Raw genomic sequence first — 14970 nt, 5'->3', positions numbered from 1 at the left:
TAAAACCTATTCAAAAATTAAAAGAAAATGGCAAAAGATATAAAATTTGATATTGAAGCACGTGACGGCCTAAAACGTGGTGTTGATGCTCTAGCGAACGCAGTAAAAGTAACTTTAGGACCAAAGGGTCGTAATGTAATTATTGGAAAATCATTTGGTGGTCCACAAGTCACTAAAGATGGAGTTTCTGTAGCAAAAGAAATTGAGCTAGAGAACGAACTAGAGAACATGGGAGCGCAAATGGTAAAAGAAGTAGCTTCTAAAACCAACGATTTAGCTGGTGACGGAACAACTACCGCAACTGTTTTAGCTCAAGCTATAGTAAAAGAAGGGCTTAAAAATGTTGCTGCTGGTGCAAATCCAATGGATTTAAAACGTGGTATTGATAAAGCTGTTGAAACTATTACCTCTGACTTAGAAAAACAAGCTAAAAAAGTAGGCAATTCTTCAGAGAAGATTGAACAAGTAGCTTCAATTTCTGCAAACAATGACAACACAATTGGTGAATTAATAGCTAAAGCATTTGGAAAAGTTGGTAAAGAAGGAGTTATAACAGTTGAAGAAGCAAAAGGAACAGATACTTACGTAGACGTTGTAGAAGGTATGCAGTTTGATCGTGGTTATTTATCACCTTATTTTGTTACGGATTCTGACAAGATGATTGCAGATTTAGAAAATCCATATATCTTATTATTCGATAAGAAGATTTCTAACTTACAAGAGATTCTTCCAATATTAGAACCAGTAGCACAATCTGGTCGTCCTCTATTAATCATCGCTGAAGATGTTGAAGGACAAGCATTAGCTACTTTAGTCGTTAATAAATTACGTGGTGGATTGAAAATTGCTGCTGTTAAAGCGCCTGGTTTTGGAGACAGACGTAAAGCGATGTTAGAAGACATTGCCATTTTAACTGGTGGTGTTGTAATTTCTGAAGAAAGAGGATTTTCTCTAGAAAATGCTGACTTAACTATGTTGGGTACTGCTGAATCTGTAATGATTGACAAAGACAACACGACAATTGTTAATGGTAACGGAAATTCTTCAGACATCAAAGGTAGAGTGAACCAAATTAAAGCACAGATAGAAACAACAACTTCTGACTACGATAGAGAAAAACTACAAGAGCGTTTAGCTAAATTAGCTGGAGGTGTTGCTGTATTATATGTTGGTGCTGCTTCTGAAGTTGAAATGAAAGAAAAGAAAGATCGTGTTGATGATGCTTTACATGCAACAAGAGCTGCAGTAGAAGAAGGTATCGTTGCTGGTGGTGGAGTTGCTTTAGTTAGAGCTAAAAAGACTTTAGAAAAAATCACAACAGATAATTTAGATGAAACTACAGGTGTCCAAATTGTGAATAAAGCGATTGAATCTCCTCTTAGAACCATTGTAGAAAATGCTGGTGGTGAAGGTTCTGTTGTCATCAATAAAGTATTAGAAGGTAAGAAAGATTTCGGTTACGATGCTAAGTCAGAAACTTATGTAGATATGCTTAAAGCTGGTATCATAGATCCTAAAAAAGTAACACGTATTGCATTAGAAAATGCTGCCTCTGTTGCTGGTATGATCTTAACAACTGAGTGTGCTTTAGTAGACATTAAAGAAGATGCACCTGCTATGCCACCAATGGGTGGAGGCGGAATGCCAGGTATGATGTAGTAGCAAATTGCTACAGATGAGTTATCTCACTCATACGTATATACAACGAAAGTCTTTGATGAAAATCAAAGGCTTTTATTTTTGCTCGTTTTATTTTTATTAATTTAGAGGAAATCAACAGACTACAATTAAACATGAAAAAGAAACTCACCTACGCTTTAGGTGAAATACTTATTGTAATTATTGGTATATCATTAGCCTTTGGGATGAATGAATGGGGAGAAGATAGAGCTAGTAAAACTCAAAAGGAACAATACATTCATAATCTTAAGCTAGATATTAAAGATGACAAAGTACAATTAGCAGCTAATCTCACAAAAATAAATTCTAAAATAGAACAAGCTGAGGATGTCATTTCAGTTTTAGGTAAAGATGTGCCAAATAAAAACGTACGATTAAGAGGTGTTTATGCTGTTGCCAACCTCACCAACTTCACACCAAAAGATTACACACATCAAACTCTCGTAAATTCTGGTGATTTAAAATTAATGAATGACTTTGAACTTAAAACTACCATTCTAAAGCATTACTCAGATTATAAAACTATTCTCAAAGCCTATGAAAGGCAAGAAATAATAAACAGAGATTATTTAGGAAATTACTTTATACATCATACAGATTACGATTTAATATCTGAAGGTAAATCCCCATTTAAAGATGAAAAATTACTGAAAAATATTATGCAAAGTGCTCGTGGTTCTTTAAATATAAAACGTGATGCGACAATACAAGGTATTAAGAGTTGTGATAGTATTTTGAAGGTATTAGATTAACTTCAATAATAAAATTCTTTTTAAAACTTAATAAAAAAAAGCCTGAACTAAAATTCAGGCTTTAATATTATCTTCCGTTTCCTTTCTCATTTTTGTGATCTTTCTTCACATCTTCATCACGGTATTTACAACATGGATTAACAGATTGATACTGTTCTTCTGTTGCTTTTATTTCTTTAGTATCATGTCCCACTGAAGCTAGATTCTTAGAAATTGTAGTTAAACTAGTTTTACGCTCATCGTAAATAAGTTTTAACTCGTGAGTATCAATATTCCATACTGCAGATTTCACTCCTTTAGTTCTTATCGCTACTTTTTCTATTCGATCCTTGCACATGCCACAAACACCATCCACTTCTATTGAAGCTTTTGCGTTCTTGTTCTGAGCAAAGGTTATTGAGGTTACTAATAATGCAACTATTAAAATTACTTTTTTCATCTAAAATTTATTTTTTTATTTATTAGAATTCTTGTTTATGCAGAAATTTACATTATTTAACTCTATATCGCAATCCTGCATAATACATATTTCCAAAAATTGGGCCATATACAAAGTTAGTATCAAAATTTGATCCAAAAGGATTATCAGCACTTACAATTGGACTTGGTTGACGTACATTTGTCACGTTTTCACCACCTAAATATACTTCAAATTTTGAAGAAAAGACTTTAGTTATTTGCAGATTTAACGTCCCAACAGTTGGAGAGTACTCAGGTAATCGTAATTGAACAGAACTTAAATCTGTATTAGGAAAACGCTGTGAATCTAACCAATTATAAGTAGCATCAAACTTCCATTGAGATTCATTTTCCTTTATAGATGTTTCATAAGACGCATTTGCAAATACTCGATTTTTCGGTATTAAAGGCTTTTCTAACTGACCAGAATTATAATCTGTTTTTATATTGTAATACTTGTACGCGGTTCTAATATCAAAACCATCAAATAGATTATAATTAAATTCTAACTGAAAACTATTCGCATAACTTTCACCATCAAGATTATAAAAATTTACTTCAAAAGGATTTTCCCAATCTACAATAACTTGATTCTGAAATTCGGTACGATAAAAATCAAAAGTAACGTCGGCTTTTCGCTCAAATAAATTAAACCCTTGTAAATAACTCACTCCATAATTCCATGCAATTTCTGGGTCTAAACCATAGATTTTCCCTCCAGAATTTGAGATATTAATCTGTCGAGAGCTCGAAAACAAATTTTGGTTTTCAGCAAAAATATTAGCACTTCGTTTTCCTCTACCAACAGAAGCTCTCAATGCCGATTTTCCCCATAGAGTATATCTAAGGTGTAAACGTGGCGTTATAAAAAAGCCAAGTCTATTATGCTGATCTAATCTTACACCTGCTGTCATAGTCAGTTTGTCTAAATCATCATATGCATACTCAAAAAAACCACCAACTGAGTTTTCTGTGCGTTCGTATATATCTGTATTTACAAGTTCATCGTAGTGATCATAAGTAAAACTTAAACCTGTTTTTATGTTATGACGCGAATCTGTAATGATACTATTGTATACCAAATTAGAATAGAAACTGTTATGTTTAATATCATATAGGTTTAACCCAAAATAAGATATTTGTTTATGGTGACTAAAAGCCGTTTGAAACCCTAAACTTTGATAAGGTATTTCAGGGTTTACATAACCTAATTTCGTAGTCACTTCAAAACGTTCTGTATTGATTTCACTTCCCCAAAGATTAGTTGAACCCTTATCTAAATCTGGATTAAAATCCATTTGTCCTGATTGCGTATTATCATTTAAGTACCTTAAATTGATAAAGCTAACAATGCCTTTTTCTCCATTGATATATTGCCAACGATTCATTACATTGATTTGTTCTTTCAACGGTATATCTAAAAATGTGTCATTATTTCTATCAAATTTTTGATTTCGTAAATTACCATGTAGATATAAGCCTGTACTCCACTTATCTGAAACTTTTTGGTTAATGTGAGTATTTAATTCTAGCCTACCATTAACACCTGCATAAGCATTAACAAATAACTTGTTATCAGTTGAAGGTTTTACAAGCTCAGCGTTAATCTGACCTGCTATACTTTCAAAACCGTTAACCACGCTTCCACTTCCTTTTGTAATTTGAATACTTTCTACCCAAGTACCAGGAATAAAAGTTAAACCATAAGCTTGAGATGCTCCACGAATTGCTGGAATATTTTCAGTTGTAATTAGAATGTAAGGAGAATTTAGACCTAACATTTTAATCTGTTTTGTACCAGAAACTGCATCGGCAAAATTAACATCAATTGAAGGATTGGTTTCAAAACTTTCAGAGAGGTTACAACAAGCTGCTTTTAATAATTCATCACTGCTCACAAAAAGCGTGTTCGTCGCTTTTAAATACGATTTTGAAGTCGCTTGTTTTCTTGATGTTACTGTTACTGCATCTAACTCATCAGAAGCTTTTAACACATGTTTTATAAATTTACTTTCTGTAACTGTAATCGTATCCGTTTTAAAACCAACGTAGCTAATAACTAGTTTATTATAAGAGAATTTATAGGGTAAGGAAAATGTTCCATCTTCATTAGTGATAACACCAATTGTGGAATTCAACCAATATACATTGGCTCCTTGCAAAGGCAATTCTTTAGAACTGCTAGTTTCTAAAACAATCCCTTTAAGCTGTTCTTGGGCAAACACGTCTATTGACAGGAAAGTCAGAATTATTAATATATATATTTTCATTTATTTGATTTGTAGGTATAACTATTAGTACACTAAAATGTACTTTCACTTCGAGAAAAGTTATATATAAATCAAATTAAATAAGTCTCATCTAAGACCTGAATGTCCTTGGTGAGATTGGGAGGTGAATAATCCTTATGAGGAATAATAAGCTTCGGCAAGCTTTCTAAAAAATTAGAATAGATAAAAATATATGCTGTTAAGGTCAGCTTTTCGATTTGATCTAAATCTTCGAAATCTATAGAATTTAATTCATCTTGGCCTTCAACAATATCTATAGTGTCCTTACAACAAGGCTTCTTTACATAGGATGTATTTTCTGCATCCATGCCACCACATTTTTTTGCTTCCGAAAAAACTGCTGTATCTACCAAATTATCACCACAATAATGCTTCTCTACAGTAAAAGATAGTGTAGAGAGCAGCACCAAAAATGCTAATCCAAATGATACTATTCTATGTGTTGTATGCAACTTCACAGGACAAATTTACAAAATAATTAAAAAGCGTGTATTAAATTATAAAACTCTTAACGATTAAGCTCATAATAATAAAAGGCTGGTAATAACAAAATTAATCCGATGGGTTGAATTAAAAAGCGTCTAATATTAAAAAATAAGTAGTAATCCTCTTGCTTAGGATTTATAACAAAATATAAGAATAGAATCATTAATAATATATAAGCAATACTGAATACTACAATTGAAAATCTAATTATACTCTTATCACTAAATATCACAAATAATACTCCTAAAGACAAAAGTGTATTTAAGAAAAATCTTAAGCTAGTATAAAAAACCAATTTAGCAATTTCACGCCTTGGGCTATCCATATACAAATAATCATTTTCGAAAAAAGTAAGATATGGATCATAAAACAAAACATCTTCAAAAGCTCTTATAGATACAAGTCCCAAAAATAATACTAATAGTAATATGTATTTTAAAGCCTTATTCACTTATGTTTTTGTTTTTAGAGAATCGATTAACCCAAACCATCCAAAGTAAAAAAACAGTTCCATAGATAAGCATTGGAAAAATAACAGTATGCAAAATTTCTCTTCTCCATGGGTAATGATATAAGCCTACAGACAATATTAATATTCTAATTAAATTAAAAGCATAAATAATAATACTACCAGCAAAGCAATAAAATAATGTGGATTTAAATTTACCTGCAAAAGCTATAATAAAAGACAAAAACAAAATAATGACACTGATAGCATTACAGCCTTCAATAACACGCGCTACAAACTTTCCATTAATAATAATTTTCATTGAAGATTCTATTGCATGCGGAATAACATTCGCATCATAACCCACTCCATTCAGTAAGGTATTGGTTTGTCTTGCTACTAAATTGGTAAAATAATCTGGATAGAATTTAGAACCATCAGACAAACTCAAATACAAATAGTACCCTATTGTTAATACAGCATATACAGACAAGAACGTTATTATAAAACGAATTACTAGTTTGTATTTAACCAAAAGTGTTTTCAAAAAACAATGCGCATTATGTTCGATGTTAAATTTATAAAAACAGTATTTTAAAATAGAAGATTTTAAAATACTTTTGCCAAAAGTTTTTAAAACTATGACTTTAGATATATTAAAACCCAAAATAAAAACAATCGTTACACAAGACATTCTTAGTTTGGATGAACGTTTGTTAAAAATCTGCGAATTACTTGAAGCAAATGTAGCCTATTACAATTGGGTAGGATTCTACTTTAAAAATGGAGATAAAAACGAATTAAAACTAGGCCCTTATGTTGGCGAACCGACAGATCATACTATTATTCCTTTTGGTAAAGGTATTTGTGGTCAAGTTGCAATAAGTAATGAGAATTTTGTGGTTCCAGATGTTGCTGCTCAAGACAATTACATTGCGTGCAGTATTACTGTGAAGGCAGAAATTGTCATTCCTATTTTTGTAAATGGCGAAAATATTGGTCAAATAGATATTGATTCTAATACGCCAGATCCATTTACAGAAGCAGATGAACGTTTCTTAGAGTTTGTATGTAAAGAAGTTGCACAACTTATTCAATAAATAAAACTAAATACCTGTTCTAATAGCTTCCACTGGATCTAAGCGAGATGCAGTAAGCGCGGGAATTACTCCTGAAACAAGGCCAATAATTGAAGAAATAAAAAGACCTAAGGCCATATTTTGTATTGACAATACAAATTCAAAATCTTCAGTCATTCCGCTACCAATAGTTGTTCCAATCCAAACTAAAAATAAGCCTACAACACCACCAACTATAGCTAAAATAACTGCTTCGAACAAAAATTGAAATAAGATAAACTTATTCTTAGCACCTAAAGATTTTTGAATTCCTATAAGATTAGTTCGCTCTTTTACACTTACAAACATAATGTTAGCAATACCAAAACCACCAACCAAAAGCGAAAAGCCACTTATAATCCAACCGATTACATTCATACTACTAATGATGCTATCAATGGCATCTTGTAGTCCAGAGATAACACTAATAAAAAACGTATTAATTTCATCGGGCTTTAAGCCTCGTCTCCCTCTCATCATTTGAATAACTTCAGACTTCAACCCTTCAATATCTGCCCCTTTCTGTGGTTTAATAATGACAATATTTTTAAAGTTAGGATTGTTCTGTCCATATTTATTTCTAAAAAAATTCGCTGGTAGAAATATGGAAACATCATTACTATCTCCAAATAAACCTGAACCCTCTTTTTTAACAACACCTATGACCGTGAATTTTTGACCATAAAGTCGCACCTTTTTACCAATAGGGTCAAAATCACCAAATAAAGATTTTGCTATTTCAGAACCAATAACAACAACCGCTCTTCCAGAATTTGATTCCGACTCATTATAGAAACGTCCTTTTTCAAATTCTAAAACCTGAATATCTGTAAATTCACTAGAAACTACAACTGTATTTACACTACTAACCAATTCTGACTCATATCTTATATTCTCTCGACGCACAAAAATTTGGAACGCAACATGGTCAGCATTTTCTAATGAAGATTTTAAAATCCTGAATTCGTTATAAGTGATTTCATCAAAAGTTTCTCGTTTCCAGCGTGGAACATCAGTTGGTCCAAAAGACATATTAGCTAAATACATCGTATTACTATCTAAAGAACTTAGCTGAGATGTAATCGTTTTATCTAAAGAATCTACAGCCGCTAAAACTGCGATAATTGAAAATATACCAACGGTTACACCAAGTAATGATAAAAATGTTCTGAGTTTATTATTTCGAAGTGCATTTAAAGCAAATGAAAAACTTTCTCTGAGTAAGCGAACGTATAATAGCATAGAATCCTTTTGAATCTTGAGTTTAAAGATAAGGCTTTAAAGATTCCAAAAAAGTTAAATTGAAAACTTAGCTTAAAATTATGAATTTTACATTCCTGTTCTTATGGCCTCAACTGGATCTAACCTTGAAGCTGAAATCGCAGGAATTACACCCGAAATTAATCCTATAAATGTAGATAAACAGAACCCTAAAAACATATTACCAAAAGACAATACAAATTCGAAATCTTCTACTACACCATTCATAATCATTGCAATAATCCAAACTAAAAATAAACCTACTAAACCACCTACAACAGCAAGAAGAACTGCTTCAAATAAAAATTGAAACAAGATGAATCTATTTTTAGCACCTAATGATTTTTGAATACCAATAAGGTTTGTCCGCTCTTTAACACTAACAAACATAATGTTAGCAATACCAAAACCTCCAACAAGAAGAGAAAATCCACTTATCACCCAACCAATCGTATTTAAAACAGATATAATCGCATCTACAAAAGAAACTAGTCCTGCTAATTTATTTACAAAGAAATCATCATCCTCATCTGCTTTTAAACCTCTGTATGCCCTAAACTTTTGCTTTAAAACACTTTCAAAAGCACCCATATCGACTCCTTTTTCAGGTTTTATAACTATAGCTCCAGGTAATCCATTTACGCCACCATTTCTAAACTGTCTCACAAAGTTTGCTGGCACAAACCCTTTTCCATCGGGCGAATCTCCTATACCTGAACCATATTTTTTCAACACTCCAATAACACTAAGTTTTCTACCATAAACTCTTACTATTTTACCAATTGGATTTTGTTTCGCAAATAAGTTCTCGGCCAGTTCTGAACCAATAACAATAACAGGTGAACCTGTATCTGATTCTAATTCTGAATAAAATCGGCCTTTTTCAACTTTTAAATCATCAATGACATATATACCATGTGATATGGGTGTTATATTGACATTACTAATTGTCTCTGCTTCATATCTTATAGTTTCAGCACCTCCAAAAATCACGTAAGCAGATTCTTCTATATTTGGAATATTTCTCCTCACAAACTCATAATCATCATAATCAGTTTGAGGAAAATTATCACGTTTCCATCGCGGTACATCTGAAGGCCCGAACGAAAACTTGGTTAGGTATATTGTATTTTTATCTAAGCCAGATAAATTATCTTTAATATTCTTGTCTAGAGAATCAACTGCAGCTAAAACTGCAATAATTGAGAAGATACCAACGGTAACCCCTAATAGCGATAAAAAGGTCCTCAATTTGTTATTTCTAAGAGCATTTAATGCAAATGAAAAGCTCTCTTTAAATACCCTTAAATAGACTAACATGTGTTCTTTGTTTTTTCGCAATTTAAAGATAAGACGTTTTCAACAATTCATTGTTACAAAAAACTTAAAGAAACTGGTTTTATCTTCGATATTTTACTATCGATTATGTTTATTTTTGCAGCATCAAAAACACAACACAACATTATGAGCAACAAAACCATGTCATCAGCACTAATTTCTGTTTTTAGTAAAGATGGATTAGCACCAATTGTAAAAAAATTAAACGACCTTAATGTCACTATATATTCCACAGGAGGAACAGAAAAATTTATAACAGACTTAGGAATCGAAGTGGTACCAATTGAAGATGTGACATCTTACCCTTCAATTCTAGGAGGGCGTGTAAAAACTTTACACCCAAAAGTTTTTGGTGGTATTTTGAATCGTCAAAATCATGATGGTGATATTGCTGAACTTGCAGAATTTCAAATTCCTCAGATCGATTTGATTATTGTAGATCTCTATCCTTTTGAAAAGACTGTTGCTTCTGGTGCAAGTAATCAAGATATCATCGAAAAAATTGATATTGGAGGTATTTCGCTAATTAGAGCCGCAGCTAAAAATTATTCAGATGTTACTTGTGTTTCTTCTGTTGAGGATTATTCAGACTTTTTAGAGTTACTCGAAACTAAAAATGGTGAAACTACTGAAGCTGACAGAAAAGATTTTGCTGCAAGAGCATTTAATGTGTCTTCGCATTATGATTCAGCAATTTTTAACTATTTCAACAAAAATAATGAAATTGCTTCATTAAAGATTTCTGAAACTAATGGTAAAGTTTTGCGTTATGGTGAAAACCCTCATCAAAAAGGGTTTTTCTTCGGAAACTTTGATGATATATTTACAAAATTACATGGTAAAGAGCTAAGCTACAATAACCTTTTAGATGTTGACGCTGCTGTAAACTTAATGTTAGAATTTAAAAACGACACTCCAACATTTGCCGTTTTAAAACATAACAACGCATGTGGACTTGCACAACGAGATACTATAAAGCAAGCATATATTGACGCATTAGCAGGAGATCCTGTTTCAGCTTTTGGAGGTGTTTTGATTAGTAATACTGAAATTGATGTTGCTACTGCCGAAGAGATTCATAAATTATTCTGTGAAGTTGTGATCGCACCTTCTTTTTCTGCTGAAGCTTTAGAAACCTTAAAAGGAAAGAAAAATAGAATCCTATTGATTTTAAAAGATATTGAAATGCCACAAACTAACGTAAGAAGTTGTTTAAACGGTGTTTTGGTTCAAGATAGAAATTCTATTACTGACAATCTTGAAGGTTTAAAACCTGTAACTAATAAAACTGCTAGTTCAGAAGAGTTAGATGATTTAATTTTTGCTTCAAAAATTTGTAAGCATACAAAATCTAACACTATTGTTTTGGCTAAAAACAAACAATTATGTGCAAGTGGCACAGGACAAACTAGTCGTGTTGATGCATTAAACCAAGCAATACATAAAGCAAAATCTTTTAATTTTGAATTAGAAGGAGCGGTTATGGCTAGTGATGCATTTTTCCCTTTTCCAGATTGTGTAGAGATTGCAGATAATGCTGGAATTACAGCTGTCATTCAACCAGGTGGTTCTATTAAAGATGAATTAAACATTAATTATTGTAATGACAATGATGTTGCTATGGTGTTTACAGGAACACGTCATTTTAAACATTAATATCAGTATAATTATGATAAAAAAAGAGCATCCATATGGATGCTCTTTTCTTTTGAAAGATCAATAGATCTTTGCTATTTAACTAGTCCTTAATTATTCTTTTAATAATTCTATTTCCAGACGCTAGGTCTGTAATATTCATAAAATAAGTCCCACTTTCTAAATGACTTACATTAATAGTCATACTATCTTAAGTCGAAATATTATTTTTATAAACTTGCTTCCCAAGTATATCTATTAATTGAACTTCTAGGTTTATATTCCCATTTCCGTTAAATTCTATATTTACTAATTCCTTAGCTGGATTTGGATACAAATTAAAATCGAAACTGGATTCGAAGTCATCTACACTTAATGCATCACAATCCATACCTGTTAGACGGGTTACCGAAATTGCATTCGATAAATCAAAGCAACCTGATAAATCAGATACATTCGTTGCTGATCCTAATCCGATATCTCCTGTATATCGTAAATACCAAATATCACAAACACCTGTTGGTGCTCCTTCTAAATTAAATGGTCCTGCTGCTGGTGTACCTAAGATATTACCTGTCGCTTGGTCTGTAATTACCCATGTGGAACTGTCACCTGACAGTACACTCATATCTACAAACTCTACATCAATTAAATCTGCTGTACCTTCTCCTACACATATTGTTGTTGATGTATCTGTCGTACCTGCAAGTTGTATTGCTCCTCCGTTTACTGCATTTCGGGTTACCGAAATTGCATTCGATAAATCAAAGGAACCTGATAAATCAGATACATTCGTTGCTGATCCTAATCTGATATCTCCTGTATATCGTAAATACCAAATATCACAAACACCTGTTGGTGCTCCTTCTAAATTAAATGGTCCTGCTGCTGGTGTACCTAAAATATTACCTGTCGCTTGGTCTGTAATTACCCATGTGGAACTGTCTCCTGACAGTACACTCATATCTACAAACTCTACATCAATTAAATCTGCTGTACCTTCTCCTACACATATTGTTGTTGATGTATCTGTCGTACCTGCAATTTGTATCGCTCCTCCTTCAGCAGCACAAGTCTGTCAGTTAGAAATTGTAGAGTTGGTAGCATCTTTTACTACCGGTTCCGATTTCGAAATCGTTAACACGTCTGTTGTAGGATTATTACTGGTAAACTCAACATTTGCTGCTGTAATTTCTAGATGTCCTACAAAAAAGAATGATAAGGCAAATATGCCTTTCATCATAGTCTTTAATTGTAATTTTTGTTTCATCTTTTATGGTTTGCTTTTTGTTCGTGATAAAATTAAAAAGCACTATTCATAAAAAATGTTAGCTAACTAACACAATAAGAAAAATATATTATTAAGTTGATTTGCAGTGTTATATCTTATTAAATTTCGAAACCAAAATAGACATTAATAACACAAAAAGAAGAATAGTTTAAATGTATTAAGTAACTCACAAAAATTGTCTTAAAAAAAATCAATCAATAAACATCTATAAACGTAGAAGTAACGTATATTTTATTACTTTTACAGATAGTCTAAAAAAACAGACAAGAATAACCCAAATAATTTAGAATAGCACATGGGATTTTTTGATTTCCTAACGGAAGAAATAGCCATTGATTTAGGAACAGCAAACACACTAATTATTCATAACGACAAGGTCGTAGTTGATAATCCTTCAATAGTAGCAAGAGACCGCATCAGTGGAAAAATTATTGCAGTTGGTAAAGAAGCCAACATGATGCAAGGTAAAACGCATGAAAACATTAAAACCATACGTCCATTAAAAGATGGTGTAATTGCAGATTTTGATGCTTCGGAGCAAATGATAAGTTTGTTTATAAAAAATATTCCTGCCTTAAAGAAGAAATTTTTCAATCCTGCATTAAGAATGGTTGTTTGTATTCCTTCAGGTATTACTGAAGTAGAAATGCGAGCAGTAAAGGAATCTTGTGAGCGTGTTAATGGAAAAGAAGTTTATTTAATACATGAACCAATGGCAGCAGCTATTGGTATTGGTGTAGACATTATGCAACCTAAAGGGAATATGATTGTTGATATAGGTGGTGGAACCACTGAAATTGCAGTTATTGCGCTTGGAGGAATTGTTTGCGACAAATCTGTAAAGGTAGCGGGTGATGTATTTACTAACGATATTATATATTACATGCGAACGCAACATAACTTATATGTTGGAGATCGCACAGCTGAAAAAATTAAAATTCAGATTGGTGCTGCTACTGAAGACTTAGAATTACCTCCAGAAGATATGAGCGTTCAGGGCCGTGATTTGTTAACTGGTAAACCAAAGCAAGTTCAAATTTCATTTAGAGAAATTGCAAAAGCTTTAGACAAATCTATCTTACGTGTTGAAGATTCTGTAATGGAAACTTTATCTCAAACACCTCCAGAGTTAGCTGCCGATATATATAATACTGGCATTTATTTAGCTGGTGGTGGATCTATGTTGAGAGGTCTAGATAAGCGTTTATCTCAAAAAACAGATCTACCAGTTTACATTGCTGAAGATCCTTTAAGAGCCGTAGTTAGAGGTACAGGTATTGTGCTAAAAAACTTATCTAAATACAAAAGCGTATTGATTAAATAAGTAATAAATAATGCAGCAAATATTCAATTTTGTTATAAGAAACAAAACATTTCTGTTGTTTTTATTGCTCTTTAGTATTGCCTTAACTTTAACTATTCAATCTCACTCTTATCATAGAAGTAAATTTATAAATTCTGCAAACAGTTTAACAGGTGGTGTTTATGGTACTTTTAATTCTTTAGGTCAGTATTTCAATCTAAAAGATGAAAACACCATTTTAGCTGAAGAAAATAAACTTTTAAGAGAACAATTACTTAACTCAACTTCAACAAAAGACTCTTCTTATTTCGACACAAGATATTCTAAAGGAAAATATAGAGTAAAAACAGCTGAAGTTTATAAAAATAGTTATTCAAACACTAATAATTACCTCACTCTAAATAAAGGTGAAAACGATAGTATTAAAGAGGATTTTGGTGTAATAACACCGAAAGGCATCCTTGGTATTATCGATAACACCTCTAGCAATTACTCAACTGTACTTTCTATTTTAAATAAAAAGAGCCAAATAAATGCAAAGCTAAAATCGAGTAATCATATAGGTTCTTTAACTTGGAATGGAGATTCTCCAGAGTTTACTCAGCTTATTGATGTTTCGAAATTTGCACCAGTTAAAGTAGGAGATACCATAGTTACAGGAGGACAATCAGCTATCTTTCCTAAAGGTATTGATATTGGGATAATTGAAAGTTTTGTAACAGATATAAGTGGAGATACTTATACTATACAAGTGAAATTATTTAATGATATGACTAGTATCGGAAAAGTCTATATCATAGAAAATATTGATAGAACAGAGATAAAAACATTAGAGAACAATACAAATGAATAATGTTTCTGTTATACATAGCGCACGTTTTATTGCCTTATTACTTGTACAAGTAATTA

At 32.1% G+C, this 14970-nt stretch carries 15 protein-coding genes; 6 read left to right on the top strand and 9 right to left on the bottom strand.

Annotated elements, in window-relative coordinates:
• Positions 1-27: 27 nt before the first annotated feature.
• On the top strand, positions 28-1659 hold the full coding sequence (groL, locus tag WPG_RS10240) for a chaperonin GroEL (protein ID WP_045472151.1): 1632 nt from the start codon (positions 28-30) through the stop codon (positions 1657-1659).
• 134 nt (positions 1660-1793) lie between these two features.
• A complete protein-coding gene (locus WPG_RS10235) occupies positions 1794-2432 on the top strand; it encodes a DUF6090 family protein (RefSeq protein WP_045472148.1) in 639 nt (212 codons plus the stop codon).
• Between the two features lie 67 nt (positions 2433-2499).
• Here the strand turns inward: WPG_RS10235 and WPG_RS10230 are convergent, their stop codons facing one another.
• From WPG_RS10230 to xrtF, 5 genes are all read right to left on the bottom strand, one after another.
• Positions 2500-2871, bottom strand: coding sequence for a heavy-metal-associated domain-containing protein (locus WPG_RS10230; protein WP_045472145.1), 372 nt, complete (start codon positions 2869-2871; stop codon positions 2500-2502).
• A gap of 52 nt (positions 2872-2923) precedes the next feature.
• Positions 2924-5161: a TonB-dependent receptor gene (locus WPG_RS10225; RefSeq protein WP_045472142.1), complete on the bottom strand. Its 2238-nt coding sequence runs from the start codon at positions 5159-5161 to the stop codon at positions 2924-2926.
• A 71-nt stretch (positions 5162-5232) separates the two neighbouring features.
• Complete coding sequence (locus WPG_RS10220; RefSeq protein ID WP_045472139.1) at positions 5233-5640, bottom strand: HYC_CC_PP family protein; 408 nt, start codon at positions 5638-5640, stop codon at positions 5233-5235.
• 50 nt (positions 5641-5690) lie between these two features.
• Entirely contained in the window at positions 5691-6119 is a 429-nt protein-coding gene (locus tag WPG_RS10215; RefSeq protein ID WP_045472137.1) for an exosortase F system-associated membrane protein, read from the bottom strand.
• The gene (gene xrtF, locus WPG_RS10210) at positions 6112-6663 is read right to left on the bottom strand and encodes an exosortase family protein XrtF (protein WP_045475441.1); all 552 of its coding nucleotides are present in this window, start codon (positions 6661-6663) and stop codon (positions 6112-6114) included. The genes WPG_RS10215 and xrtF overlap by 8 nt, the downstream gene beginning before the upstream one ends.
• Positions 6664-6757: 94 nt before the next feature.
• Here xrtF and WPG_RS10205 point away from each other — a divergent pair, with 94 nt between their 5' ends.
• On the top strand, positions 6758-7216 hold the full coding sequence (locus WPG_RS10205) for a GAF domain-containing protein (protein ID WP_045472134.1): 459 nt from the start codon (positions 6758-6760) through the stop codon (positions 7214-7216).
• 6 nt (positions 7217-7222) lie between these two features.
• Here WPG_RS10205 and WPG_RS10200 read toward each other — a convergent pair whose 3' ends face one another.
• Positions 7223-8476, bottom strand: a complete 1254-nt coding sequence (locus WPG_RS10200) for an ABC transporter permease (RefSeq protein WP_045472131.1) — start codon at positions 8474-8476, stop codon at positions 7223-7225.
• Between the two features lie 87 nt (positions 8477-8563).
• Positions 8564-9814, bottom strand: a complete 1251-nt coding sequence (locus WPG_RS10195; protein ID WP_045472128.1) for an ABC transporter permease — start codon at positions 9812-9814, stop codon at positions 8564-8566.
• Between the two features lie 144 nt (positions 9815-9958).
• Here WPG_RS10195 and purH point away from each other — a divergent pair, with 144 nt between their 5' ends.
• Positions 9959-11488 (top strand): bifunctional phosphoribosylaminoimidazolecarboxamide formyltransferase/IMP cyclohydrolase, encoded by a 1530-nt coding sequence (gene purH / locus WPG_RS10190; RefSeq protein ID WP_045475439.1) that lies wholly within the window; start codon positions 9959-9961, stop codon positions 11486-11488.
• Positions 11489-11678: 190 nt separating this feature from the next.
• On the opposite strand, the gene WPG_RS10185 is transcribed toward purH, so the two are convergent.
• Positions 11679-12431: a T9SS type A sorting domain-containing protein gene (locus WPG_RS10185; protein ID WP_052471218.1), complete on the bottom strand. Its 753-nt coding sequence runs from the start codon at positions 12429-12431 to the stop codon at positions 11679-11681.
• 114 nt (positions 12432-12545) lie between these two features.
• Positions 12546-12737, bottom strand: a complete 192-nt coding sequence (locus tag WPG_RS10180) for a hypothetical protein (RefSeq protein WP_045472125.1) — start codon at positions 12735-12737, stop codon at positions 12546-12548.
• A 316-nt stretch (positions 12738-13053) separates the two neighbouring features.
• Here WPG_RS10180 and WPG_RS10175 point away from each other — a divergent pair, with 316 nt between their 5' ends.
• Positions 13054-14082: a rod shape-determining protein gene (locus WPG_RS10175; RefSeq protein ID WP_045472122.1), complete on the top strand. Its 1029-nt coding sequence runs from the start codon at positions 13054-13056 to the stop codon at positions 14080-14082.
• Positions 14083-14092: 10 nt separating this feature from the next.
• Positions 14093-14914 (top strand): rod shape-determining protein MreC, encoded by an 822-nt coding sequence (mreC, locus tag WPG_RS10170; RefSeq protein WP_045472119.1) that lies wholly within the window; start codon positions 14093-14095, stop codon positions 14912-14914.
• Positions 14915-14970 lie beyond the last annotated feature (56 nt).

Origin of the sequence: Winogradskyella sp. PG-2 (assembly GCF_000828715.1) — a bacterium.
Taxonomy (GTDB): domain Bacteria; phylum Bacteroidota; class Bacteroidia; order Flavobacteriales; family Flavobacteriaceae; genus Winogradskyella.
Note: the sequence above shows the minus strand (reverse complement) of the source record. Positions and strands in the feature narration are given on the sequence as shown.

Coding starts and splice junctions, on each gene's coding strand:
- WPG_RS10230 (WP_045472145.1), bottom strand. CDS start 2,871: ATGAAAAAAGTAATTTTAATAGTTGCATTATTAGTAACCTCAATAACC.
- groL (WP_045472151.1), top strand. CDS start 28: ATGGCAAAAGATATAAAATTTGATATTGAAGCACGTGACGGCCTAAAA.
- WPG_RS10235 (WP_045472148.1), top strand. CDS start 1,794: ATGAAAAAGAAACTCACCTACGCTTTAGGTGAAATACTTATTGTAATT.
- purH (WP_045475439.1), top strand. CDS start 9,959: ATGAGCAACAAAACCATGTCATCAGCACTAATTTCTGTTTTTAGTAAA.
- mreC (WP_045472119.1), top strand. CDS start 14,093: ATGCAGCAAATATTCAATTTTGTTATAAGAAACAAAACATTTCTGTTG.
- WPG_RS10175 (WP_045472122.1), top strand. CDS start 13,054: ATGGGATTTTTTGATTTCCTAACGGAAGAAATAGCCATTGATTTAGGA.
- WPG_RS10180 (WP_045472125.1), bottom strand. CDS start 12,737: ATGAAACAAAAATTACAATTAAAGACTATGATGAAAGGCATATTTGCC.
- WPG_RS10200 (WP_045472131.1), bottom strand. CDS start 8,476: ATGCTATTATACGTTCGCTTACTCAGAGAAAGTTTTTCATTTGCTTTA.
- WPG_RS10205 (WP_045472134.1), top strand. CDS start 6,758: ATGACTTTAGATATATTAAAACCCAAAATAAAAACAATCGTTACACAA.
- WPG_RS10195 (WP_045472128.1), bottom strand. CDS start 9,814: ATGTTAGTCTATTTAAGGGTATTTAAAGAGAGCTTTTCATTTGCATTA.
- WPG_RS10225 (WP_045472142.1), bottom strand. CDS start 5,161: ATGAAAATATATATATTAATAATTCTGACTTTCCTGTCAATAGACGTG.
- WPG_RS10185 (WP_052471218.1), bottom strand. CDS start 12,431: ATGAGTGTACTGTCAGGAGACAGTTCCACATGGGTAATTACAGACCAA.